The sequence below is a fragment of the Ornithinimicrobium cerasi genome (assembly GCF_003702705.1).
Taxonomy (GTDB): domain Bacteria; phylum Actinomycetota; class Actinomycetes; order Actinomycetales; family Dermatophilaceae; genus Ornithinicoccus; species Ornithinicoccus cerasi.
The window spans coordinates 217,435-240,095 of record NZ_QZMN01000006.1 but is presented as its reverse complement, the minus strand read 5'-3'; the positions used below and the strand labels follow the sequence as shown (position 1 = coordinate 240,095).

The 22,661-nt window shown below is 73.4% G+C and carries 18 protein-coding genes; 4 read left to right on the top strand and 14 right to left on the bottom strand.

Annotation, left to right across the window (positions count from 1 at the left end; all coding sequences use genetic code 11):
• Nucleotides 1-5 precede the first annotated feature (5 nt).
• A complete protein-coding gene (locus D4B81_RS09150) occupies nt 6-908 on the bottom strand; it encodes an NmrA/HSCARG family protein (protein WP_122262117.1) in 903 nt (300 codons plus the stop codon).
• Nucleotides 909-945: 37 nt separating this feature from the next.
• Entirely contained in the window at nt 946-2,730 is a 1,785-nt protein-coding gene (locus D4B81_RS09145; protein ID WP_122262116.1) for a SulP family inorganic anion transporter, read from the bottom strand.
• Between the two features lie 82 nt (nt 2,731-2,812).
• Here D4B81_RS09145 and D4B81_RS09140 point away from each other — a divergent pair, with 82 nt between their 5' ends.
• Nucleotides 2,813-3,151 (top strand): hypothetical protein, encoded by a 339-nt coding sequence (locus D4B81_RS09140; protein WP_122262115.1) that lies wholly within the window; start codon nt 2,813-2,815, stop codon nt 3,149-3,151.
• Nucleotides 3,152-3,193: 42 nt separating this feature from the next.
• On the opposite strand, the gene D4B81_RS09135 is transcribed toward D4B81_RS09140, so the two are convergent.
• From D4B81_RS09135 to D4B81_RS09105, 7 genes are all read right to left on the bottom strand, one after another.
• A complete protein-coding gene (locus D4B81_RS09135) occupies nt 3,194-5,134 on the bottom strand; it encodes a cell wall-binding repeat-containing protein (protein WP_161965079.1) in 1,941 nt (646 codons plus the stop codon).
• Nucleotides 5,135-5,600: 466 nt separating this feature from the next.
• A complete protein-coding gene (locus D4B81_RS09130; RefSeq protein ID WP_122262113.1) occupies nt 5,601-6,152 on the bottom strand; it encodes an NYN domain-containing protein in 552 nt (183 codons plus the stop codon).
• Nucleotides 6,153-6,188: 36 nt separating this feature from the next.
• On the bottom strand, nt 6,189-7,379 hold the full coding sequence (locus D4B81_RS09125) for an alpha/beta hydrolase (protein WP_122262112.1): 1,191 nt from the start codon (nt 7,377-7,379) through the stop codon (nt 6,189-6,191).
• The gene (locus D4B81_RS09120) at nt 7,376-8,461 is read right to left on the bottom strand and encodes a hypothetical protein (RefSeq protein WP_122262111.1); all 1,086 of its coding nucleotides are present in this window, start codon (nt 8,459-8,461) and stop codon (nt 7,376-7,378) included. The genes D4B81_RS09125 and D4B81_RS09120 overlap by 4 nt, the downstream gene beginning before the upstream one ends.
• The gene (locus D4B81_RS09115) at nt 8,451-9,668 is read right to left on the bottom strand and encodes an ATP-grasp domain-containing protein (RefSeq protein WP_122262110.1); all 1,218 of its coding nucleotides are present in this window, start codon (nt 9,666-9,668) and stop codon (nt 8,451-8,453) included. Before D4B81_RS09115 ends, D4B81_RS09120 begins: the two co-directional genes overlap by 11 nt.
• A 51-nt stretch (nt 9,669-9,719) precedes the next feature.
• Entirely contained in the window at nt 9,720-11,927 is a 2,208-nt protein-coding gene (locus D4B81_RS09110) for an acyltransferase family protein (protein WP_161965078.1), read from the bottom strand.
• Between the two features lie 178 nt (nt 11,928-12,105).
• Nucleotides 12,106-13,524 carry a hypothetical protein gene (locus D4B81_RS09105; RefSeq protein ID WP_122262108.1) on the bottom strand — a complete coding sequence of 473 codons (1,419 nt, stop codon included), beginning with the start codon at nt 13,522-13,524 and terminating at the stop codon, nt 12,106-12,108.
• A 102-nt stretch (nt 13,525-13,626) separates the two neighbouring features.
• Between D4B81_RS09105 and D4B81_RS09100 the strand changes: the two genes are divergently transcribed.
• Nucleotides 13,627-14,145, top strand: a complete 519-nt coding sequence (locus D4B81_RS09100; RefSeq protein WP_122262107.1) for a peptidylprolyl isomerase — start codon at nt 13,627-13,629, stop codon at nt 14,143-14,145.
• A gap of 10 nt (nt 14,146-14,155) precedes the next feature.
• Nucleotides 14,156-15,103 (top strand): rhomboid family intramembrane serine protease, encoded by a 948-nt coding sequence (locus D4B81_RS09095; RefSeq protein ID WP_122262106.1) that lies wholly within the window; start codon nt 14,156-14,158, stop codon nt 15,101-15,103.
• Nucleotides 15,104-15,201: 98 nt separating this feature from the next.
• On the opposite strand, the gene D4B81_RS09090 is transcribed toward D4B81_RS09095, so the two are convergent.
• On the bottom strand, nt 15,202-15,465 hold the full coding sequence (locus tag D4B81_RS09090; RefSeq protein WP_122262105.1) for a cell division protein CrgA: 264 nt from the start codon (nt 15,463-15,465) through the stop codon (nt 15,202-15,204).
• A 57-nt stretch (nt 15,466-15,522) separates the two neighbouring features.
• On the opposite strand from D4B81_RS09090, the gene D4B81_RS09085 reads away from it, so the two are divergent.
• Entirely contained in the window at nt 15,523-16,332 is an 810-nt protein-coding gene (locus D4B81_RS09085; RefSeq protein ID WP_122262104.1) for a DUF881 domain-containing protein, read from the top strand.
• 7 nt (nt 16,333-16,339) lie between these two features.
• Here D4B81_RS09085 and pknB read toward each other — a convergent pair whose 3' ends face one another.
• The 4 genes from pknB to D4B81_RS09065 are packed head-to-tail and all read right to left on the bottom strand — an operon-like array spanning nt 16,340 to nt 22,660.
• Nucleotides 16,340-18,406: a Stk1 family PASTA domain-containing Ser/Thr kinase gene (gene pknB / locus D4B81_RS09080; RefSeq protein ID WP_122262103.1), complete on the bottom strand. Its 2,067-nt coding sequence runs from the start codon at nt 18,404-18,406 to the stop codon at nt 16,340-16,342.
• On the bottom strand, nt 18,403-19,860 hold the full coding sequence (locus D4B81_RS09075; protein ID WP_122262102.1) for a peptidoglycan D,D-transpeptidase FtsI family protein: 1,458 nt from the start codon (nt 19,858-19,860) through the stop codon (nt 18,403-18,405). The genes pknB and D4B81_RS09075 overlap by 4 nt, the downstream gene beginning before the upstream one ends.
• Nucleotides 19,857-21,242 carry an FtsW/RodA/SpoVE family cell cycle protein gene (locus tag D4B81_RS09070; protein ID WP_237565911.1) on the bottom strand — a complete coding sequence of 462 codons (1,386 nt, stop codon included), beginning with the start codon at nt 21,240-21,242 and terminating at the stop codon, nt 19,857-19,859. The genes D4B81_RS09075 and D4B81_RS09070 overlap by 4 nt, the downstream gene beginning before the upstream one ends.
• Nucleotides 21,239-22,660, bottom strand: a complete 1,422-nt coding sequence (locus D4B81_RS09065) for a PP2C family protein-serine/threonine phosphatase (RefSeq protein WP_202613631.1) — start codon at nt 22,658-22,660, stop codon at nt 21,239-21,241. The genes D4B81_RS09070 and D4B81_RS09065 overlap by 4 nt, the downstream gene beginning before the upstream one ends.
• Nucleotide 22,661: the final 1 nt, after the last annotated feature.

Sequence of the window (22,661 nt, the reverse complement as noted above, 5' to 3'; positions counted from 1 at the left end):
TGTCCTCATCCCCGAATGTCCTCCGCACGGGCATCGCCGTCAAGAGCCGCCAGCCACTCCCGCACGGTCCGGGCCTCAGGCAGGATCTCGCGCGTGGTCGCGGTCGACATCTCGAACTGCGCAGTCCGCAGCCACCTCCACATCGTGGTCAGGTCGGTGCCCACGAACCGTTCGAACAGCCAGACCGGCATGGGGAACGAGCGGCGCGCGCGGCCGTGCAGCTCGGCCCACAGCGCCCGGCACTCGTCGATCGTCCGGACGTCGGCGACCAGGGTCAGGTCGGTGTCGACCCATCGCCGGGGTGCGGCGAACACACGGGCGGCCACGGCACCGAGATCGTCCGTGCACAGCCAGCCCACCGGCCGGTCCCCTCCCATGAGCCTGGGCATCACGTGCCAGACCGAGACCGCCGGGTAGTAGGCACGATCCGTCATCAGCTCCATGAACGCCATCGGACGCAGGACGGTCAGCGGGACGCCCTGCCGGCGGAAGTGCTCCGCCACCGTGTTCTTGGAATCCCAGGACCCGACCCCGGTCCTCCCCGGGCCGATCCCCGCCGCGCCGTAGACCACGTGCTGCACGCCGCACCGGGCAGCGGCCGTCGCGACGTTCGCCCCCTGCCGCAGCTCGCCGTCGATCCCCACGGTCATCGGGTTCTGCACGTTGAACACCCCGTACGCGCCATCGAAGGCCGTCAGCAGGGTGCCGACGTCCTCCGCGTCGACCGTGACCAGCGAGGCCCCGCCCGCCTGCAGCGATCGCGCGGTCTCGCTCGCGGGGTTCCTCGTGAGAGCCCGCACCGCCCACCCCTCCCGGAGGAGGTGCCTGACGACCGCAGAACCCTGACGACCGGTGGCTCCGACGACGGCGACCACCTGTGCGGACCTGTCCGCGGACGGCGAGGACATGCCCCCAACTATCCCACCGCCGTCACCACCTCGGACGTCACAGGACGGGCGGCCACGGGGGCGGCGGGATGGTCAGTCCCGGCGGCGGCTCACCGTGCCTTGACTCGTACCACGCGGCATACCCGGCGACGGCGGTCGGCAGCGTGGGGAAGACGCGGTCCTCCCCGACCCGGTCCAGGAACCCGGTCGCGGCGAGGGGCACACGGAGGTCCTGCTTGACGCGGGCGAGCGCGAGCTCGACGCCCAGGTCGTCCAGGGTGAGGCGCAGCGAGTCGAGGGCGTCGACCGCCGTCAGATCCACCTCCGTGTTCGCCTCGACGTTGAGCAGCAGCCAGTAGACCGGTCCCTGCTCCTGCGCCTGCTTCACGCTGTCCAGCGCACGTGTCAGGAAGTTGGCGGAGTTGGCGAAGAACAGCGGCGAGTCGTAGCGGTAGACCACGAGCCCCGGCACCTGCACCGCGTCGGGGTAGTCGTCGATGTCGTGCATGCCGGCGACGCCGGGGACGTAGCCGAGGACGCCGTCGTGGGGTTTGACGATCCTCCGCAGCAGGTCGAGCAGCGACAGCGTGATCGCGGCACCGATCCCGCCCAGCACGCCGAGCGTCAGCACCGCGACCGTCGTCACGAGGGCCAGGGCGAGCTCGCTGTCGCGGAAGGAGGCGAACCGCCGGAACTCGCCGATGTCGACGAGGCGGATCGCGGCATACACGACGACCCCGCCGAGCGCCGCCTTGGGGAAGGTGGCGAGGACCGGCCCCAGCCAGAGCAGGGTCGCCAGGACGAGCGCCATCGACACCAGCGAGTGCAGTTGCGTCCGCGCGCCCATGCTGTCGGCGATCGCGGTGCGGCTCCCGCTCGAGCTGACCGGGAAGCCCTGGATGAGGCCGGCGGCGACGTTCGCACCACCGAGTGCGAGGAGCTCCTGGTTGCTGTCGATCTCCTCCCGCCGCCTCAGCGCGAAGGCCCGGCCGGTGAGGATGTTGTCGGAGTAGGCGACGACCGCCACCCCGAGCGCCGCCGGCAGGAGCTGCCACAGGTCGACCGACGCCACCTGGGGCACCCGGACGTCCGGCAGGCCGCGTGGCACCTCGCCGACGAGGCGGATCCCCTGCGTGGTGAGGTCGAGGAGCTGCACCACCGCGGCGGCCGCGAGCATCGCGATGAGCGGGCCGGGCCAGCGGCGGGCATACCGCTGGAAGGCGAGCAGCACGACCACTGTCGTCAGCGCCAGCGTCAGGGTCGGCACGTGCGCGTCCGTCAGGTGGACCACGGCGAACCACAGCCCGCCGAGGCTCCCCTCGACCTCGATCCCCATGATCTCGTCGAGCTGGCTGAGCACCATGAGGACCGCGATCCCGGCCATGTAGCCCACGAGGACCGGCTTGGACAGCAGCTCCGCGAGGAAGCCGAGGCGGAAGAGGAAGCCCAGGAGGCACAGCAGCCCCACGGCGACCGCCATGAGCGCGGCCACGTCGGAGGCCCCGACCGACCCCGCCCCGGCCGCCACGATGGCCGCGACGCCGGCGGCGGTCATCAGCGCGGTCGTCGACTCCGGACCGACCGAGAGCTGGCGGGAGGTGCCGAGCACCGCATACACGAGCAGTCCGGGAAGGACCGCCCAGAGCCCGGTGACGGGCGGGAGGCCGGCGACCTCGGCATACGCGAGCACCTGCGGGACGAGGTATGCCGCGACGGTCACCCCCGCCAGGACGTCCCCGCGCAGCCACCCCCGCTCGTAGTGGCGCAGCACCTCCACCCCCGGCAGGAAGCGCGCCCAGCCGCGTGCCCCGCCGTTGCCGTTCGTGGTGCTCCGGGCGGCCATCGCTCTCCTGCTCCGGTGCCGCGCCCCGTGCGCCGCGTCTGCCTGAGTCTAGTGAGGGTGCGGTTGCGGGACACTGGCGCGTATGACGTCCGCGCACCGCTCATACCGCGGCACCGCACCGACGGCGCGGCGGGATCGCTGGACGGCCGGGTGGGCGAAGGTGGTCGCGGTGCTCGCCCTGCTCTCCCTCCTCGTCCCCGGCGGATACGGCGCAGTGCTGGCCCTCGAGGACCTGTCGGCCCAGGGTGAGAAGTTCGACGGCCTGGGCCTCGCCCTCGGCGGCGTCGTCGTCGGCGGCGTGCTGCTCGTCGCCGTCCCGTGGGCGCTCTTCCTGAGGTATGGCGGTCGGGCCGCCTTCGTCGTCGGGGCAGTGCTCACCGTGCTGACGTGGCTGTGGCTGCTCCAGATGGGCATCCTCTGAAGCTCCTGAGGCACCGTCACACCACGCGACCCGGCGAGCGTGTCAGCAGGTCCGGGACCCCGCGTCCCAGGACAGCACGTCGGACCCGCCGGCCAGCCTGGACAGCGTCACCCCGAGGTCCGCGTAGACCGACGAGACCGCCGCGGGCAGACAGGTCGTGCGGGCGAGCACCACGGGCCCCTCGTACCGTGCGGCCAGCTGCGTGCCCGCCAGGGCGTCGACCGGCGCCTGCCCGGACGCCACCACCGTGCTCGTCGCCGTGGGGAACGCGTCGCGCGCCACCAGGGCGCTGGTGCGGTAGCGGTCGGAGCCGCCGACCCGCTCGACCGAAGCCCCCGGGACCACCGAGCGCAGCTGGTCCAGCACCTGCGGCCCGACCGCCCCCTCGCCGCCGAGCACGACGACCCGGGTGGGGCCGAGCTCGCGCAGGGCGGCGGCCGTCGCGCCGGGAACGCCGGTGGGCCTGGTCAGCAGCAGGCTCCCGTCGACCTCGGCCGCGGCGGCGGCACCACCCAGGGCGTCAGCCACCTCGACCCCGCTGGCCACGTAGGCGGTGCCGGCCACAGGCGCCTGTTCCACCGACGTCGCGAGCATGGCCGCGGTGACGAAGCGGTCCGCACCCCCGACCCGGCGCACGGCGTAGCCCCGTGCCACGAGGTCCTCCGCGACCCCCTCGGCGATCGCCGCGTCGCCACCGACGAGGACGACCTCCTGCACCCCGAGCCCCGCCAGCGCCAGCAGGCTCGCCTGCGGCACCGCGTCGCGCCGCGTCAGCAGCACGGCGGCCCCGCCCGCGTGCGCCACCGGGCCGACCCCCAGCGCGTCCGGCAGGCTCTCGCCCGACGTCAGGTATGCCGTGCGCGTCCCCTCGAGGAACGCGTCCTGCGCGAGGCGCGCGGCGACGACATACCGGTCGGTGCCCCCGACCCGCTGGGTGGCGACGACGTCACCCTGCAGCCCGGCGACCATCAGACGCAGCTCGGGCAGGCGGGAGTACAGCCGGAACCCCGGGCAGAGCGTGGCCATCACGTCCTCGTGCCCGTGGACGACCGGCAGCGTGCGCGTCCAGCCCAGCGTGCGGTTGCTGTATTCGACCTCACCCTCCACGTCCGCGCCATGGGTGTCGAGGGTGAACGCGGTCAGCGAGGCCAGGGTGGACATCACCTCCGCGGGCACGTCGACGGCGTCGTGGTCGCCGATGACGGAGATCCCCTGCCAGTCGCGGTTCATGCCGGTGGCGTGCGCCAGCTGGATGTTCTCGTCGACGCCCCCCGCGCGCCCCTCCCAGGCCCGTCCGAAGCGGTCGACCAGCAGCCCGTAGCCGACGTCGCCCCAGCCCAGTGTCTGCGCGTGGTAGCCGTAGATCGCCCGCAGCACGGCCGGCACCTGCTCGGCCGTGTAGGCGTTGCTGCCCGCGGTGTGGTGGACCGTCACACCGAGCTTGGGGTTGGCGGCCACGAGCTCGCGGGGGTGCGTGCCACGCAGCGCCTCGTCCGCGCCCCAGTCGCGCCGGGTGCCCACGGCGAGTCCCTCGCTCCCCGTCAGGGCGGCCACCGCTTCGGCGTCGGCGGCGGTGGGCGAGGTCGTCCACGCCTCCAGGACCGCGTCCCCGGCCGCCGCCCCCGCCAGCTGCACCTGCACCTGCGCGGCGCCCACGACCAGGGTGCCCTCGGTCGCCGCGCCCTCCCCACCCGGCTCGACGACGGTCGCCATCGGCTCCCACCCGGACCACCCCTCGCCCACCTCGCGCACCCGCAGCGCGGGCACGACCGGGCTGCTGCCGTCCCAGCGCAGCCCCAGCACCGTGACCCCGGCCTCCACCTCGACGACCGCCCCCCGGGTCGGGGCCTGCGGCCCCAGGTCCGGGTATGCCGGGGCGCCCGTCTCCCCGTGCGTCTCCGTTTCCTCGGTGGTGTGTGTATGCCAGGTGGCCAGGTCGACGGGGGCGTCCGACGTCGGGACGAGCGTCACGCGTGTGCGCACGGCCTCCTCGGACGACGTGCCGGTGCTCGCGGGTCTGGCGACATCGGCATCGGGTGCACCGGTTACCTCTGGCGCACCGGCTGTGTCTGGCGCACCGCCGGGAGAGGAGGCTACGACGGGAGGCACGACCAGGACGACGGCCAGCAGCGCGGTGACGAGCCCGGCGACGGCGCCACCCTGACTTCGTCGATGGTGGGGGTGCAGGTGCATGGTGGGCTCCCATGGCCGCCCGCGCAGGAGGTGGATCAGCCGGTGGTGGACGTCGGACGCCGACCACTGTAGCCCCACCAGTCACACGCGTCCCGCCCCCAGCCGGCTCCGGCCCCTCCACAAGAGGTCTGCGAAAGAAGGTCCCGTGGAAGTGAGGCGTTACGCCGCACTTCCACGGGACCCCCTTCCACGGGACCGTCTCCTACGGGACGCCCCCTACGGGACCCTCCCCGCGGGCCGCCCCTCCCAGCTCAGCTCACAGGAACTGCAGCGGGTCGAACTCGTCGATCGGGATGATCCGCAGCCTGGGCAGCGTGGTGTTGAACGCGAGGGTGTCGTGCTCGAGGTCGAAGAACTCCAGCCCCTGGTGCCGCAGCGCCGTGAAGCCGGAGTTGCGGAACTCCTCGAAGGCGATGACGCCGACCCGGCGCTCGCCGCCGAGCAGCTGCTCCACCGACTCCAGGAAGTCGCCGTCGTGGCTGACGAGCATGACGTCGTCGTCGCGGTCGGCCAGCGCGTCGAGGGTGCGCTGGATCGCGATGTCGACGACCTTCTGGTCGTCCTCGCCGGACAGCGGCACCGGCGTGAAGCCCAGCGCGCGCAGCGCCTGCACGAAGGACATCGGCAGCCCGTTGCTGGCGTTGAGGAAGAACAGCCCCTGCGCCCCCTGGCCCCACGTCTCCCGGGCAAAGCTGAGCAGCCGGTCCCACCGCGGTCGCTCCTCCGGCGTGGGACGGCGGCCCAGGATCGAGTTGCCGAGCGTGGCGTCGATGTTCTCACCGTCGACGAGCAGGTAGGTCAGGGCCATGACAGGGCCTCTCTCGAGATATAAGGAATTATCGGATCATTCGTAGACGAGCTTCTGCGGGCCGGGGAAGATCCACGACAGTCCGTCCCGCAGCCGGTCCCGCCAGTTCTCCCACGAGTGACCGTCGCGGGACTCGACATACCGCACCTGCGCCCCGGTCGACTCGAAGACCGGCACCATCGAGCGGTTCGGCACGATGAGCGGCTCGTAGACGCCGCAGGTGATGAACATCCGGTCCGCCAGCTTGCGCGGCTTGGCCCGGTAGCGGTTGACGAACTTCACGACGGGGTCGAACGCCGGCCCGCCGCCGTGGTCGCTGCCGATGTCGGTGAAGACGAAGGACCCCGACTGCAGGAAGAGGTTGCCGAACATCTCCGGGTTGCGGTGCGCCGTCGACAGCGCGGCGACCGCCCCGAAGCTGGCGCCCATGAGGCAGCGCGAGTCTGCCCGCGGGATCACCGGCAGCCGGGACTCCACCGCCGGCACCAGCTCGGTCGCCACGTGCCGGGAGTGCGAGGCGTGGTTGGGGTACTCCTTGAGCCGGTCCCCCGGGTTGGAGAACACCACGATCGTCTCGGCCATGTCGAGGTTGTGGATGAGGTTGTCCAGCACCGTCTTCATCGCCGCGTAGGTGATGTACTCGGCGCCGTCGTGGACCACGAGCAGCGGGTACTGGCTCGAGCGTCGGAACCGCGCGGGGAGGTAGACCTGGCTGTGCGTGGTGCGCCGCAGCGCCTTGGAGTGGAACTGCAGGTCGACCAGCTCGCCGGGCCGGGCGTCCTCCTGGGGCAGCACCCACGACGGCGTCTCGTAGCCGGCGGCCTGCAGCACGCTGGAGGACCCCATCGGGGAGTGCGCGACATGCGGGTTGAGCGGGTCGTTGAAGGTCTCGATCGCGGCGCCGACCCGGACCTCGACCTGGTACTCCACCCGCGACTGCGCCGGCAGCTCGATGGTGACGTACCAGAGCGTCGCCCCGTCGACGACGTCCAGGCGCTTCATCGGCACGTGCTGGGGCTGGTTGACGATCCGGTGGCGCACCGCGACCGCGTCGACGTCACCGCGGTAGAGGAAGGTGCACCGCGACCCCTCGACGAGCGGGACGGTGTGCTCCGAGAGGAACTGGTCGACGGCCTCGCCGGTCAGCTGGTCGCGCTCCCGCAGGAGGTTGATCGCCAGCTTTCCCTTGTGGCGAGGCGGCATCGGGTATGCCGGGGGCAGGCTCATGCGTGCTCCTCGCCGTCCGTGGGGGTGTCGGTGGCGGTGTCCGTGGGGGTCTCGCCGGCTGCGTCCGACGGGGTCTCCCGAGGAGGTGGCCGGTGCTCGGTCGGCAGGCCGTCGGCGCCGACGACGCGGGCGCCGGCGGGCAGCCGGCCCTCCTCGTCGAGGGTCACCTCCGCGCCCTCGTCGAGCAGGAGGGCCGAGGCGGGGGCGACCCGGGAGGCCAGCATCCGCATCCGCAGGGTGTTGCGCAGGTCGAGGCGGACCTTCGGCGAGGGCAGCGCGACGAGGTCGCGGGTCAGGCCCAGCCCGCGCATGAGCATCTCCGAGACGCCCGGGCTGACGACGGCGTTGTCGTAGAAGAGGAGCACCCGCTCGGTCACCGCCATCGCACCCGCACCCCAGGCGATGATCGGTCGGTAGAGCCGTGGTGCGGCGTCTCCCGGCGCCACCTTGGCGACGTCGGCGCCGACGTCGGCCAGCGCCGGCCCGAGGTTGAAGACGTGCAGGGCACCGAGGAGCACCCCGACGTGGCCGCCGGGGATGACCACCGCGTCGGTCTCGGCGACCGCACGCCCCACGGCGAAGCGGGCGGTGACGACGGCGTCGCGGTGCTGGGGATGGTGGCGCTCGTAGAAGTCGTGGTGGAGCTGCTGCACGCGCTCCACGTGGCGCGCGTCCATGTCGCGCATGATCTGCAGCGCGTCCTCGACCGCCATCTCCTGCACCCAGGCGTGGCGCGGCGGCTGGGCCGTGATGCGGGTCAGCGCCTCGGCCGCCTTCTCCAGCCCGACGAGGTAGAGCTCCTGGAGCTCGCCCAGCACGGCCCGGCGCTCGCGGTCGGCCCGCTCCAGCTCCGGGTCGACCTCCCACAGCTGCTGCATGAGGTGCCACAGGCGCAGGTTGGTGGTGCGGCCGCCGAGCTCCTCGACGAGGATCGCGTCCTCGGACTCACGGTCGCGCCACCCCGCGGTGATCGTGGTGAAGTGCGCTCCCTCCAGGCCGAGCGAGGAGACGACCGACTTGAGCCGGGGCCGCCGCTGCGGCCCGAGGAGGGTGATGCGGGGGGAGGCGGGGTCAGCCGGCATGGACCTGGACGGTCCGACCGACGTCGTCGAGCATGGCGCGCAGGTGGTCGTAGTCCGGGTGCTTCATCCGGATCCACGCGTTGGCCATGAAGCCGGCCTCGACCGGCTGGGTCGGGGTGCCCTGGGACGGGATGTGCGCGTCGATGATCCACCGGCCCAGGCGGTTCTCCACGTCCTCCAGGCCGGAGTAGCCGGTGATCTGCCCGTCGCGGTCCGGCCGCAGCGCGATGATGCCCGCGGCGTGGCTGCGCGAGGGGCGCTGGCTCACCCGCCCGTGCACGACCGCCTCCGCCCACGCGGCATACACGTCCATGTCGTTGGCCGCGTTGTAGAGGTCCCAGCAGCCGACCCCCGGCGGGCGGCAGCCGATCTCGCTGAACTTCAGACCCTTGGGCCCGTAGAACCACTCCATGTGGGTGGCCGAGGTCCCGATCCCCAGCGCGTGGTTGACCCGCTCGCCCATCTCGCGGATCTCGGCGTAGACGCCGCCCCCGTCGATGCGGTTGGTGGCGACGAACTGCGGCGAGATCCACCGGTTGCGCATCGCCTCCAGCACGCCGGGGTAGTAGTGCGAGGCGAAGTCGAGGGCGACCTGCCCGTCGATGGCCACCGTGTCGTAGAACCCCTCGTGCCCCTCGACGAACTCCTCGACGGCGATCGAGCCGTAGCCGGCCATCCGGTCCAGCGTCGCCCGCAGCTGCGTGTCGTCGTCGACGCGGTAGGTGCCGGCCGCGCCCGCGGCGTCGCGCGGCTTGAGGATGAGGGGATAACCCACCCGCCGCGCGAACTCCCACACCTGCGCCGCGTCGTCCGCGCCGGTCGAGGCCGCGGTCGGGACGCCCGCCTGGCGCAGCGCCTCCTTCATCGAGGGCTTGTCACGGCACAGCCAGGTGGTGCGCACCGACGTGCCGGGGATGCCGAGGTCCTCGCGGACCTGCGCGGCCACCATCTGGTGCGCCTCGATGGTCGACTCCATCCGGTCCACCCAGACCATGCCCTGCACCCGACGGACCGCCTCCGTCATCTGCCCGCGGTCGGTCACCGAGCCCACCTGCTCGTAGTGCACCATCCAGCTCTTCAGCTCGTCGTCGAGGTAGTCCCACGGGGTCTCGCCGATGCCGATCACCCGCGCACCCACCGAGGCGAGAGCCCGCGGGAACTCACGCTGGTTCTTGGGGAAGTGCGGCTCGACGAAGACGATGTTCACGGGTCCGAGCCTGCCACAGATCGATCCTGCACGGCGCGGCTGACGCGGCCCTCAGGCGTCGCGTCGTGCGAGCTCGTCGAAGGCCCTGGCGACGACCTCGGCATACACGTGCATGCCCTCGAGGTCGGGGTGCACGCGGTCGCTCTGCAGCACCTGCGGCTGGGCGCTCACGGTGCCCGCCCAGTCGCCGACGACGGCGTGCGGGAAGTCGGCGACGACCTGCTCGATGGTGGCGTTGGAGGACTCGGTGAACGAGGCCTGCACGTAGAGGTTCATCACCACGACGCGCCGCTCCGGGCCCAGCGCCTCGAGCGCGCCGCGCAGCGCAGCCTCGTCGACCCCGGCGTTGGTGCCGTAGTGCAGGACCACGTTGTCGCGGATCGTCCCGTCGGCCAGCCCCGCCTCGATGAGACCGGCGGCGTCCGGCCACTGGCGGTTGGACTTGGCGATGTAGCCGATGCCCGGGAAGCGGTAGGTGAGGCCGTCCGCGCTGGTCACCACGAGCGAGTCGCCGATCGCGGTGATCTCCTCGCCGGCGGGGACGAGCAGACCCTGCTCGTCCTCCGTGTATGCCGTGCCGTCGCCCTCGGCGGCCCCGTCACCGTCGGCCTCCTCCTCGGCCGCCGCCTCGTCCTCAGCCGTGTCCTCCCCCGCACCCTCCGCCTCGTCGACGGGCGGCGCGACCGCCTCGTCCTGGGCCCCCGCCTCGCCCGCCGTGCCCTCCGCAGCCGCGGCCTCGCCTGTCGTCAGTCCCAGCCCGGCGCCCAGGGCACCGGCCTGCACGCCCGCCGTGCTCCCCGTCCCCTCCGGGGCGCCGGTCCCCGGGTCGGCCCCGCCCTGCGCGAGCCTGGCCTCGGTGGCCTCGATCTGTTCCTGGGTGGCCGACTTCTCGGGGGCGGTCAGCACCGCCACCACGGTCGCCACGAGCATCAGCGCGAGGATCCCGGCCACGATCCGCGGCCCGCGGCTCACCCGCCAGGGGGTGGTGAACCACGAGGCCAGGGCGCGCACCGACCGGCGCATGCCCCGGCGCCGCACCGGACGCTCGACCAGCCGGAACGAGAGCTCGGCCAGGGTCAGGGTGAGCAGGAGCGCGGAGGTGATCACGACCGCAGCCGTGGCCGTCCCCGGCGCGTAGGGGAACACGGCGGCGAGGATGACGATGACGGGCCAGTGCCACAGGTAGATGCCGTAGGACCGCTCCCCCAGCCAGCGCAGCGGCGCCAGCTGCATGAGCCGCCGCCACGGGCCGTCGGCCTCGAGCAGCCCCGCGACCAGGACGACGGTCGCGAGCGAGGCCAGCAGGATCCCGCCGCGGAAGGTCAGCGGGCTGTCCTCGCCCATCCAGCGCATCTGGGCGAGGAGCACCGCGAGGGCGCCGAGCACGGCATACCCGCGCCAGCGCCGCCAGAGCGGGGTGCGCAGCCCGGCGCGGTTCCCCGGGTCGGCCCAGGCGAGCGCGAGCGCGGCTCCGCCCATCAGCCCCATGAGGTGGGTGTCGGTGCCGTAGTAGGCGCGGGTCGAGTCGCCGCCGGGGTCGGCCAGCACGGCCATCGCGACCGCGCTCGCCACCCCGATGCCGGCCACCGCGAGGACGCGCTGGCGGGTGGTCCGCGTCAGCGCCAGGGCGAGCACGAGGGTGAGCGGCCAGAGGAGGTAGAACTGCTCCTCCACCGCGAGCGACCAGAAGTTGACGAAGAGGATCGGCGACGTGGACGCGAAGTAGCTCGCCCCCGCCGCCAGCTCGAGCCAGTTGGTGGTGAAGGTCAGCGCCCCGACCGTCTGGCGACCGATGCCGACGAGGAGGTCGCCGCCGACGAACCGGGCCGCGGTGACGCTGACGAGGACGACGATGAGCAGGGGTGGGACCAACCGGCGCGCGCGGCGCCGCCAGAACGAGGGCAGGTCGAGCCGGCCGTGGTCGGCGAGCTCGCGGGCCAGCAGCGTGGTGATGAGGAAGCCGCTGACGACGAAGAAGACGTCGACGCCGAGGAAGCCGCCGGGCAGCGCCCCCGGCACGAGGTGGTAGACGAGGACCGCGGCGACGGCGATCGCCCGGAGGCCGTCCAGCCCGGGGATGAGGCCGGGCCGGGGGTCGAGGCCCGAGGGCCCGCGTCCACCGCGTCGGCGGCGTCGGGGCGGTGCCTGGAGGGTCTGCGGCTCCAGCAGCTCGGGCGGGTATGCCGTGGGCTCGGGCGGGTCGAGCGTGCGCCGCTCGTCCCGCGAGGGCGCGACGAGGGCGCGTGCGGGGACCGACACGGGCACACCTCCTCGACCTGGCTAGCTGCAGCGTAGGTGCGCTGACGTGCGAGGACGCCCTTCTCCCCCGGTGTGTCGTGCAACGGGTGTGACGCAGGAGGTCCGGCGGCGGAACGCCGGAGGCGCCCCGACCTGGTGGTCGGGGCGCCTCGGGGTCAGGCTGGTGCGGGCGGGCGTCTTAGACGGTGTCGCCGTCGCGGCGGGCGTCGTCCGCGGCGAGGTCGGTCCGCTCGTCGGTGCCGGTGCCCGCGAGACCGTCGTCGGTGGTGTGACGGTCGAGGTCCTCCGGGGTCTCCCCGGGGGTCTGCTCCTCGGTCGTCAGCGGGTCGGTCGACCCGAGGTCGTCGATCTCCTCGGACTCGAGCATGTGCGGGAACTCGCCGCCGGTGCCGTCGCCGGTGGCTCCGGTGCTGGTCGAGCCGGAGTCGACCGGGCCGGTGTCGCTCATGTCGGTCGTCCTCTCGTAGGTCGTGCTCTCGTGGGCAGTGCTCGTCGTGCTGCCGGTGTCCGCCGTCGCGGGGACCGACGTGGTGAGGTCGGAGCCGCCGGACGTGCCCGCTGTCGTGGCGGTCGCCAGACCGGAGGTCCCGCCGGCCGCGAACGCCGGGGTCACCGCCGTGCCGTCGCTGCCGTCCACCACGGCCACGTCCTCGGTGCCGACCGGGGCGCGGCTCGCCCAGGGGTCCTCGTCGGAGGTGCTGGCCCAGGGGTCGCGCGCGGTGCTGCGCTGCTGCTGGGACAGGTACCAGGCGACACCGGCCCCCAGCGCCGCCAGGACGCCGAGCGTGATGAGCACCCCGCCCTTGCGGTGGCCGCGGGTCGCGGCCACCACGGCGGCGTCCTTGGCCAGCACGCGGTCCTTACCGGTCTGCACCTCGCCGAGCATGGCCTGGATCTTGGGCAGCAGCTCGTCGTTGATGACGTCGCGCAGGTGGTCGACCCGGGGGCCGACGGCGGCGACGCCCTCCTGGGCGCGCGGCACGGCCACGTCGATCCCGTGGTCGACGCCGGCGGCGGCGCGCACGCGGGTCTCCTGGGCCTTCTCGCGCGCGGCGGCCGCGAGGGCCCCGAGCATCGCGGCGGTCAGGCCGGCCTTCTCGGCGGCGGCCTCCCCGACGGGGGCGGAACGCTCCTTGATGACCTCGGCCGCGTGGGACGTCTGCTGACGCAGCGCCTCGGCGGCCTGGTGGCCCTGCTCGCGGGCCACGTCGGCGGCTCGGGCGGCGCTCGCGCTGGCGCGCGCACCGGCGGTCCCGGCCAGGGCGGCCACGACCCCGCCGGCCTCGGAGCCGCGCTTGTCGAGCTCCTTGCGGCCGTGGCCCGCGGCCTTGCGGCTGTGGGTGGCGGCCTTCTGCGCGGCCTTCTCGAGGGCCTGCTTGTCCTTGCCGGCGAGCTTGAGCGCCTTGGCACGGGCCTTGCGGGCGTGCCGCTTGCCGCTCTTGTCGTCCGCGGGTGCGGTCGCCTCGGCCAGGGTGGCCAGGACGGCGGCACCAAGGTTGCGGGCACCGGTGGCGGCGTTGCTGCCGGCCACGGCGGCGTCGTGACGGGCCTTGCTCGCCTGGGCGCTGGCGCGCTCGGCGTCGGTCTTGATGAACACGGATGTCCCTCCTTGTTCTGTGGGGTTGACTCCCATCCTGCCCTGCCCGCCGCCGCTTGACCAACGGGGGTTCGCGTCGGGTCGCGTGCGAGACTGGGGCGCATGAACGTCACGCTGCACACCAACCACGGCGACATCGCTGTCACGCTCTTCGAGCACGCCGCGCCGAAGACGGTCGACACCTTCGTCGGCCTGGCCACCGGGGAGAAGGAGTACCGGGACGACGCCGGTCGGACCAACCCCCAGCCCTACTACGACGGCCTCACCTTCCACCGCATCATCCCCGGGTTCATGATCCAGGGCGGGTGCCCCCTGGGCGAGGGCACCGGCGGGCCCGGGTTCGCGTTCGACGACGAGATCAGCCCGGACAAGAGCTTCACCCAGCCCTACATGCTGGCGATGGCCAACGCCGGCAAGCGCATGGGCAAGGGGACCAACGGCTCGCAGTTCTTCATCACCGTCGACGCGACGACCTGGCTCCAGGGCAAGCACACGATCTTCGGCGAGGTGAGCGACCAGACCTCGCGCGACGTCGTCGACGCCATCGCCGCCGTCAAGACGGGCCGCAACGACAAGCCGGTCGACCCGGTGGTCATCGAGCGCGTCTCGGTCGAGCGCTGACCCCCTCCCCGTGAGCACCCCACCCTCCTCGTCCCCCGCCGCCCCCGGGGACGGCGGCGGGGACGGGTCGGGGCGGCATACCTCCTCCGCCCCGACCTGCCCCCGCCACCCGGACCGGGTGTCCTACATCCGCTGCCAGCGGTGCGAGCGGCCGGTGTGCCCGGACTGCCAGCGGCCCGCGGCCGTGGGCGTGCAGTGCGTCGACTGCGTGAAGGAGGGCGCGCGGACGGTGCCCACCCCCCGCACCCGCTTCGGGGCGGTGGCCTCCACGGGCGGTACGCCCTACGTGACCTGGACCCTGCTCGGGCTGTGCGTGCTCGTCTTCGCCGGCCAGCTGGCCTCCCCGGCCCTGACCCGCGAGCTGTCGTTCGTCGGGGTGCTGGCGGGCGCCGAGCCGTGGCGGTTCCTGACCAGCGCCTTCGTGCACTCGCCCAGCAGCTTCCTGCACATCGCGTTCAACATGTACATCCTGTACGCGTTCGGACCGCTCCTGGAGCGCCTGCTGGGACCGGTGAAGTTCCTCGTGATCTACCTGCTGTGCGCCGTCGGCGGCTCCGTGGGCGTCCTGCTGCTCGCCCCGCCCGACCCGGGCTGGTTCGTCCAGGTGGTCGGCGCCTCGGGCGCGATCTTCGGACTGCTCCTGCTCCACGTCGTCGTGTCGCTGCGCTCCGGCCAGTCCCCCACGCCGCTGCTGGTGATGATCGGGCTCAACCTGGCGCTCCCGTTCTTCGTGAGCAACATCGCCTGGCAGGCCCACATCGGGGGGGCGGTCACCGGCGCCGCCATCGGCGGTCTGCTGGCGCTCACCTCCGCGCCCGGGCGGACCGCGGAGGCCGCGCGGCGGCGGCGGTGGATGTGGCCCGCGCTGGGCGCGCTCGCCCTGCTCCTCGCAGCCGTCGCGGTATGGCGACTGGTCCAGGTGCTCGGCCCGTCCGCCTTCACCCCGTTCACCGGGTGAGGGCCGGACGACCTCCGCGAAGGAGGTTGTCCACAGGCGGTGGAGTTACACGGGTGTGATTATCCCCAGGGTGGGGACAACCTGTGGACGACGTGGGGTCAGCGCCACTGGGTCGCCATCGCGAACCCGGCCATGATGAGGCCCATGCCGATGCCGAGGTTCCAGTAGCGGATGGACTCGATCGGCCAGGCGCCCGCCGTGATGTAGAAGGTCGCGACCCAGAGCACCCCGACGATCATCAGCGCGCACATCACCGGCACGAACCATGCCGGGTTGGTCTGGATCTTCTGGGTCTGGGAGGGCAGCTCGCTGGTGCGACGGGCGCGCTCCCTGGCGCCCTCTCGGCCGCGGGACTCGGGCACGACGGTCTCCTTCGAAACTGGGTGGTCCGGTCAGGATACGCGGATACGCTGGTGCGGATGAGCGACGCACCCAGCGACCGGACCGGCAGGGGCACGGCGGTGTCCTCCCCCGCCGGGCGGGCCCGGGCGCGGACCGCCGGTGTCACCGCGGTGTGCGCGCTCGCCGGTCTGCTCTTCGGCACCAGCGCGGCGCTGGCCCGCGCGGCGCCGACCCCCAGCGGCGCCAGCGACCTCGTCACCCTCATCACCGCTCGCGACCAGCAGGTGCGCGAGCTCAACGAGGAGGCGGAGGAGCTGCGGACGCAGGTCGGGGACCTGCAGGCGCAGGTGGAGAACGGCGAGGCGCGGCGGGCGTCGCTGCGGGCGGACCGCATCGCCCCCACCGTCGGTCTCGCCCCGGTGGCGGGACCGGCCGTGCAGGTGACCCTCGACGACGCCGGCTACACCCTCGACACCCTCCCCGACGGCTACTCCCCCGACGACGTCGTGGTGCACCAGCAGGACCTGCAGGCCGTCGTCAACGCGCTGTGGGCCGGCGGCGCCGAGGCGATGATGGTCCAGGACCAGCGCATCGTGGCCACGAGCTCGGTGCAGTGCGTGGGCAACACCCTCTACCTCCAGGGTCGGGTCTACTCGCCGCCCTACACGATCACGGCGGTGGGGGACCCGGAGCTGCTGCAGGCCGCGTTGACCGCCGACCCCGAGGTCGCCAACTACCGGGCCTGGGCGGACGCCATCGGCCTCGGCTACGCCGTCCAGGACATCCCGCGGGTGGAGATGCCGGGGTTCACCGGCGGCGTCCGGCCACGCTTCGCCACGGCCGTGGACACGCCGGTGCCGAGCGAGGACCCCACACCCGGCGGCTGACCGGTCCCTAACGTCCACCCGGAGCGCCGGTGGTCGGCCCGGTGTCGGTGGGCGGGCCTGTCGTCGGGTCGGGGGTCGGCTCCGTCGTCGGCTCCGGGGTGGGCTCCGTCGTGGGTTCGGGGGTGGGCTCCGGCGGCGGGGGCGGGGGCTCGTTGGTCACCGTCACGGTGGCCGTCGACGGCGGTGTCTCGGCAACGACGATGGTGACCTCGGTCTCCTGGTCGACGACCTCGCCCGGCTCCACGGACTGCTCGGTGACCGTGCCGGCCTCGGCCTCCCAGGTCTGCACGGTCTCCACGGTCCAGCGCAGGCTGGCCTCGCTCAGCAGCCGCACCGCCACGTCGCGGTCCTCGCCGACCACGTCGGGCACCGCGACCCGGCCGCTGGAGACGCGCAGGACGATCTCGGCGTCCGGCGCGACCTCCTGGCCCGCCTCGGGGTCGGTGCCGATGACCAGCCCCTCCGCGACGTCGGGGTCGTCGACCTCCTCCGCCTCGGCGCGGACGTTGGTGAAGCCCTCCCGCTCGAGCTGGTCCCGGGCCGCCTGTTCCTCGACCCCGGCCAACCGGGGGACGGCGATGGCGTCCGGGCCGGAGGAGACCACGAGGCGCACCTCCGACCCCTGCGGGGCCAGGCCGCCCGGCGGGTCCTGCTCGATGACGGTGCCGATCTCGGCGTCGCTGGTCCGCTCCGTGGCCGGCTCGGGCACCACGAAGCCGTCAGCCGTCAGCACCTCGCGGGCCCGCTCCTCGGACAGGGTCACCGTGCTCGGGACCGCCACCTGCGGCGGCTCCTCGGGCCCCGTGCCCAGGACCTGCCACAGCACCCAGGCGACCCCTGCCACGGCGAGCAGGGCGAGGGCCCCGAGCAGCAGCGCGGCACCGCGGTGCCGGCGCTCCCGCACGGGCAGCTCGTCGGTGCGCTCCCAGCGCTCGTCGTCGTAGGCCGTGCGTGGCACCGCGCGGGCGGCCGGCCCGGTCTCGGACAGCTGCTGGCCGGGCAGGAGGAGCGGACCGGTCCCCTCGTCCGCGTACCCGCCCGGGTCGGCTGCGCCATACCCCGGTCCACCCAGCGGCACCGCCGCCGTGGGCTCGCCCGCGCGGGCGGCGCGGGCGGCCGCTGCGGCCCCGGCGCCCATGACGGCGACGTAGCTGGCACGGGCCCCGTCGGAGACCGGCTCGTCGGCGCGGATCGCGGTGAGGTCGGCGCGGAAGTCCGCGGCGCTCTGGTAGCGGGTCTCCGGACGCTTCTCGAGCGCGTGCAGGGTGACGGCGTCGAGCGACTCGGGCAGGTGCGCGGCGTGCGTCGAGGGGGGCCTGGGCGTCTCGCCCAGGTGCTGGTAGACGAGCGAGACCGGGTCGCCCTGGAACGGGGTGCGACCGGTGAGGAGCTCGTAGAGGAGGCAGCCGACGGAGTAGAGGTCGGACCGGCCGTCGACGTCGAGGCCCTGGGCCTGCTCGGGGGAGAGGTAGCGGGCGGTGCCCATGACGGCGGAGGTCTGGGTCATCGTCGCCGCGGTGTCGGCGAGGGCGCGGGCGATGCCGAAGTCCATGACCTTGACGCCGCCGGCGGCGGTCACCATGACGTTGGCCGGCTTGATGTCGCGGTGGACGAGACCCCGCTCGTGGGCGTAGTCCATGGCCGCGAGGACCGCGGCGGTGATGCGGGCGGCCTCGTCCGGGGCGAGGCGGCCGCCCGGGGTGTCGTTGAGCAGCTCGCGCAGGGTGCGGCCCTCGACGTACTCCATGACGATGTAGGGGACGTGGAGCGGGGCGCCGCCGGACTCGACCATCGGCTCCTCGCCGGAGTCGAAGACACCGACGATCGAGGGGTGGCTCAGGCCTGCGGCCGCCTGGGCCTCACGGCGGAACCGGGCCAGGAAGGAGGAGTCGCGGGCGAGGTCGGTGCGCAGGATCTTGATCGCGACGCTGCGCCCGAGCCGCAGGTCGTGGCCGAGGTGGACGTCGGCCATGCCGCCGCGCCCGATGAGCTCGCCCACCTCGTAGCGCCCCCCGAGGAGGCGGGGCTCCTCCGCCGGGGGCGGGGGCGTGGCCCGGGTCGGGTCCTCGGTCATCGCTGCACTCCTGCCTCGAACATCGCGCGGGCGACCGGGGCCGCCACCACCCCGCCCGTCTCGCCGGACCAGTCGTCGGTCGCCGACTCCACGACCACCGCGAGGGCGATCTGCGGGTCGTCCGCGGGCGCGAACCCGGTGAACCAGCCGTGCGCCGCACCCTCGGTGCCGAACTCGGCGGTGCCGGTCTTGCCCGCCACGGCCACGCCGGGCAGTGCCGCCGCCTGACCGGACCCGCTCTCCACGGCGCTGACCATCATGTCCCGCAGCGCGGTCGCGGTCGAGCCGGAGACGGCCCTGGACAGCTGACCGGGACCGGTCTCCTCGATGACCTCCAGGTCGCTGTTGCGCACCGTCTGGACGAGGTAGGGCTCCATGACGACCCCCTCGTTGGCGATGGCAGCCGAGATCATCGCCACCTGCAGCGGCGTCACCCGCACCTCGTGCTGCCCGATGCCGGTGAGCGCGAGCTGGGCGTCGTCGGGCGCCTCCGGGTAGGTCGACGGGGTGACCGTCATCGGGACCTGCAGGTCCTGGTCGAAGCCGAAGTCCTGCGACTGCTCCCGCAGGGCGTCGGCCCCCAGCTCTCCGGCCAGCCAGGCGAAGGAGGTGTTGCACGAGACCCGCACCGACTCGGCGAGGGTGGGGCGGTCCTGCGGGTCGCAGGCCGCGCCGCCGAAGTTGGGCAGCTCGGTGGTGGTGCCGGGCAGGGTGTAGGTCAGACCGCCCTCGAGCTCGCTGTCGGGCTGGAAGTCCCCGCTCTCCAGGGCCGCGGCCGCGACGACGAGCTTGTAGGTGGATCCCGGAGGGTAGAGGTCACCGGCCAGCGCGCGGTTGACGAGGGGCCTGGCCGGGTCCTCGGTCAGCGCGACGAACGCCTCGTCGACGGCGGCGAGCTGGTGGCTGGACAGGGTGTTGGGGTCGAAGGAGGGGCTGCTCACCATCGCCAGGATCGCCCCCGTGCGGGGGTCGACGGCGACGGCGGCACCCCGGCGGTCGCCGAGCGCCTGCTGCGCGGCGGCCTGCACGTCGGGGTCGATGGTGATCTCCAGGCTGGCCCCGGCGGGAGGTTCGCCGGTCAGCAGGTCGGTCACCCGTTGGTAGAAGAGGCTGTCGTCGGTGCCGGCCAGGACGGCGTTGCGGGCGCGCTCCAGGCCCAGACCGGCCCCGTAGGTGAAGGAGTAGTAGCCGGTGACGTGGGCGTAGCGGGTCGCCTGGTCGTAGCGGCGGATCCACTCGAGTTCGTCGTCGGTGCGCTCGGACCGGGCCACCGCGGTGCCGTCGACGAGGATCGCGCCCCGGTCGCGGCTGTAGCCCTCGATGAGCGTGCGCCGGTTGCCGGGGGTCTCGCGCAGGTCCTCGGCCTGGACGAACTGGATCCAGGTCGTGGACAGCAGCAGGGCCGCGAACATCAGCATGGCGACCACCGCGAGGCGTCGGATCGGGGTGTTCACCGAGCGACCTCGCGGGGGTGGGCCAGGTCCTTGGTCGGGTCCTGGCGGCGTTCGGAGACGGGGCGGCGGGCGTGGTCGCTGATCCGCAGCAGGAGCGCGACGATGACCCAGTTGGCCAGCAGCGAGGAGCCGCCGGAGGACAGGAAGGGGGTCGTCAGACCGGTGAGCGGGATGACGCGGGTGATGCCGCCGACGATGACGAAGACCTGGAGGGCGACGGTGAAGGACATGCCCGCGGCGAGCAGCTTGCCGAAGCCCTCCCGGGCGCCGATCGCGGTGCGCAGCCCGCGTTCCACGAGCAGGCCGTAGAGGACGAGGATCCCGAACAGCCCGATCATGCCCAGCTCCTCGCCGAAGCTGGCGACGATGTAGTCGCTGGCCGGGAAGTAGGTGATCGTCGGGTAGCCCTCGCCCAGCCCGGTGCCGAAGATGCCGCCGTGCGCCAGACCCATCAACCCCTTGGCGACCTGGTCGGACTGGCCGGCCGCGAACGGGTCGAGCCAGAGGGTGACCCGCTGCTGGACGTGGCCGAAGAGCTGCCAGGCGAGCACGGCACCGGCGACGAAGAGGGCCATCCCGATGACGATCCAGCTGGTCCGCTCGGTGGCGACGTAGAGGACGGCGACGAACAGCCCGAAGAAGAGGAGGGAGGAGCCGAGGTCGCGCTGCAGCACGAGGATCAGCACCGACAGGCCCCAGGCCACGAGGATCGGCCCGAGGTCCCGGGCCCGGGGCAGCTGCAGCCCGAGGAACCGCCGCCCCACGAGGGAGAGGGCGTCGCGGGTGCTGACCAGGTAGCCGGCGAAGAAGATCGTCAGCGCGATCTTGGCCAGCTCGCCGGGCTGCAGGCTGAGCGGGCCGACCCGCACCCACAGCCGGGAGCCGTTGATCTCCTGACCCACCACGGGCAGCATCGGCAGCAGGAGCAGGACGAACCCGACCGCCATCGCCGTGAAGGTGTAGCGCCGCAGCACCCGGTGGTCGCGGACGACGACGAGCGTCGCCGCGGCCATCGCGACCGCGAGGCCGGTCCACATCAGCTGGCGGGAGGCGACCCCCTCGGTGGCCCCCAGGCCGCGGGCGACGTCGATCCGGTGGATCATCACCAGACCCAGCCCGTTGAGGAGGGTCGCGAGCGGGAGGAGGAGCGGGTCGGCATACCGGGCCCGCCAGCGGAGCACGCCGTGCAGCGCCAGCGGGAACGCCCCGAAGATGCCCACGTGCCACCAGACGTCGGTGGGCAGCGCGTCCCGGGTCGCTATGCCGACGTTGACGTAGGCGAGCGCCACGATGCCGATGGCGAACAGGACCAGCACCAGCTCGACGAGGCGCCCGCTGCGCACGTGCAGGCTGGTCACGGTGGAGGGGCGGGCGGTGGTCACGGACGCTCCTCCCCGAGGGTGGCGGCGAGGTCGAGCAGGTCGGCGAGCGGGTGGGAGGGGGGCAGGCCCGTCGAGACCGACCCGTCCGGCTCCCCGCCGGCTCCGGTGGGGCTCGAGGTGTCGGGCCCGCTCGTGGTGGGGGCCTCGGTGGCGAGGTCGTCGTCCGCGGCCGGTGGGGCGCTCTCGCCGCTGAGCGAGTCCTGCCGCCCGGCGGCGATGAGGCGCAGCTCGGCCACGATGGTGTCGGCGCCCTCCCGGTCGTCCGCGGCGAGGGTGCGGCGCACGCGGTCCTGGTAGAACGCGGGGAGGTCCTCCACCGCGAGGTCCGTCTGCTCCTCCGCCCGGCCCAGGGCGACCGGGCCGAGGTCCTCCGCGAGCCCTCGGTAGACGGTGACCATCCCGGCCTGCTCGCCGACGTAGAACTGGTCCTGGGTCCACGCCCACGCCAGCCAGCCGGCGCCGCCGAGGACGACGAGGACCGCGGCGGCGACCACCGACCGGCGCAGCCAGCGCAGGGCCGGGTGCGTCGGGCCTTCCTCCGCCAGCACCGGGCCGTCGCCGACCTGGCTGCCGGAGGCCTCGCGGCTGAGCAGGGCGGCCTTCTCCGCGGGGGTGAGGGTGCCCGCGGCCGGAGAGCTGCGCCCCTCGCTGGCCGCCCCGACCACCTGGGGCTTGAGCGTGCCCGCCCCGGAGTGGACGGCGTCGGCGACGATGACTGTGACGTTGTCCCGGGTCGAGGCGCGCAGGGCCAGCTGGATGAGCTCGTCGGCTACCTGGCCGGGGGTGTGATCGCTCTGCGCCAGCAGCTCCCCGACGGTCTCCTCCGCGGCGTAGTCGGTGAGGCCGTCGCTGCACAGCAGCAGCCGGTCGCCCGGGCGGAGCTCGCGCAGAGACAGGTCGGGGCGGTCCTCGGGACGGCCGGTGAGGACCCGCGTGACCAGGGAGCGCTGGGGGTGGTGCAGCGCCTCCTCGGGGCCGATGCGCCCCTCGTCGAGCAGCTTCTGGACGAAGGAGTGGTCCTTGGTGATCTGGGTCAGCCGGCCGTTGCGGAGCAGGTAGGCGCGGGAGTCGCCGATGTTGGCGACGGCCAGCTTGCTCTGGGTGCGCATCATCGCGATGCAGGTGGTGCCCATCCCGCTGGAGTCGGGGTAGGCCTCCATGACGTCCGCCAGCCGGTCGTTGGCCTCCTCGACGGCCTGCTCGAGGATGTCGAGCGCGTCGTCGGCGCCGTGCGACTCGCCGTCGAGGTGGACCAGCTCGCCGACCACGAGGGAGCTGGCCACGTCGCCCGCCGCGTGCCCGCCCATGCCGTCGCAGAGAACCAGCAGCTCGGGCCCGGCGTAGGCCGAGTCCTCGTTGCGGGACTTGCTGCCCAGGCCCACGTTGGAGCGGGCGGCGTAGCGGAGCGCGATCGGCATG

Bases quoted from the DNA above. Each gene is read 5' to 3' on its own strand.
- D4B81_RS09150 (WP_122262117.1), bottom strand. From the start codon at position 908: ATGTCCTCGCCGTCCGCGGACAGGTCCGCACAGGTGGTCGCCGTCGTC.
- D4B81_RS09145 (WP_122262116.1), bottom strand. From the start codon at position 2,730: ATGGCCGCCCGGAGCACCACGAACGGCAACGGCGGGGCACGCGGCTGG.
- D4B81_RS09140 (WP_122262115.1), top strand. From the start codon at position 2,813: ATGACGTCCGCGCACCGCTCATACCGCGGCACCGCACCGACGGCGCGG.
- D4B81_RS09130 (WP_122262113.1), bottom strand. From the start codon at position 6,152: ATGGCCCTGACCTACCTGCTCGTCGACGGTGAGAACATCGACGCCACG.
- D4B81_RS09125 (WP_122262112.1), bottom strand. From the start codon at position 7,379: ATGAGCCTGCCCCCGGCATACCCGATGCCGCCTCGCCACAAGGGAAAG.
- D4B81_RS09120 (WP_122262111.1), bottom strand. From the start codon at position 8,461: ATGCCGGCTGACCCCGCCTCCCCCCGCATCACCCTCCTCGGGCCGCAG.
- D4B81_RS09100 (WP_122262107.1), top strand. From the start codon at position 13,627: ATGAACGTCACGCTGCACACCAACCACGGCGACATCGCTGTCACGCTC.
- D4B81_RS09085 (WP_122262104.1), top strand. From the start codon at position 15,523: ATGAGCGACGCACCCAGCGACCGGACCGGCAGGGGCACGGCGGTGTCC.
- pknB (WP_122262103.1), bottom strand. From the start codon at position 18,406: ATGACCGAGGACCCGACCCGGGCCACGCCCCCGCCCCCGGCGGAGGAG.
- D4B81_RS09065 (WP_202613631.1), bottom strand. From the start codon at position 22,660: ATGCCGATCGCGCTCCGCTACGCCGCCCGCTCCAACGTGGGCCTGGGC.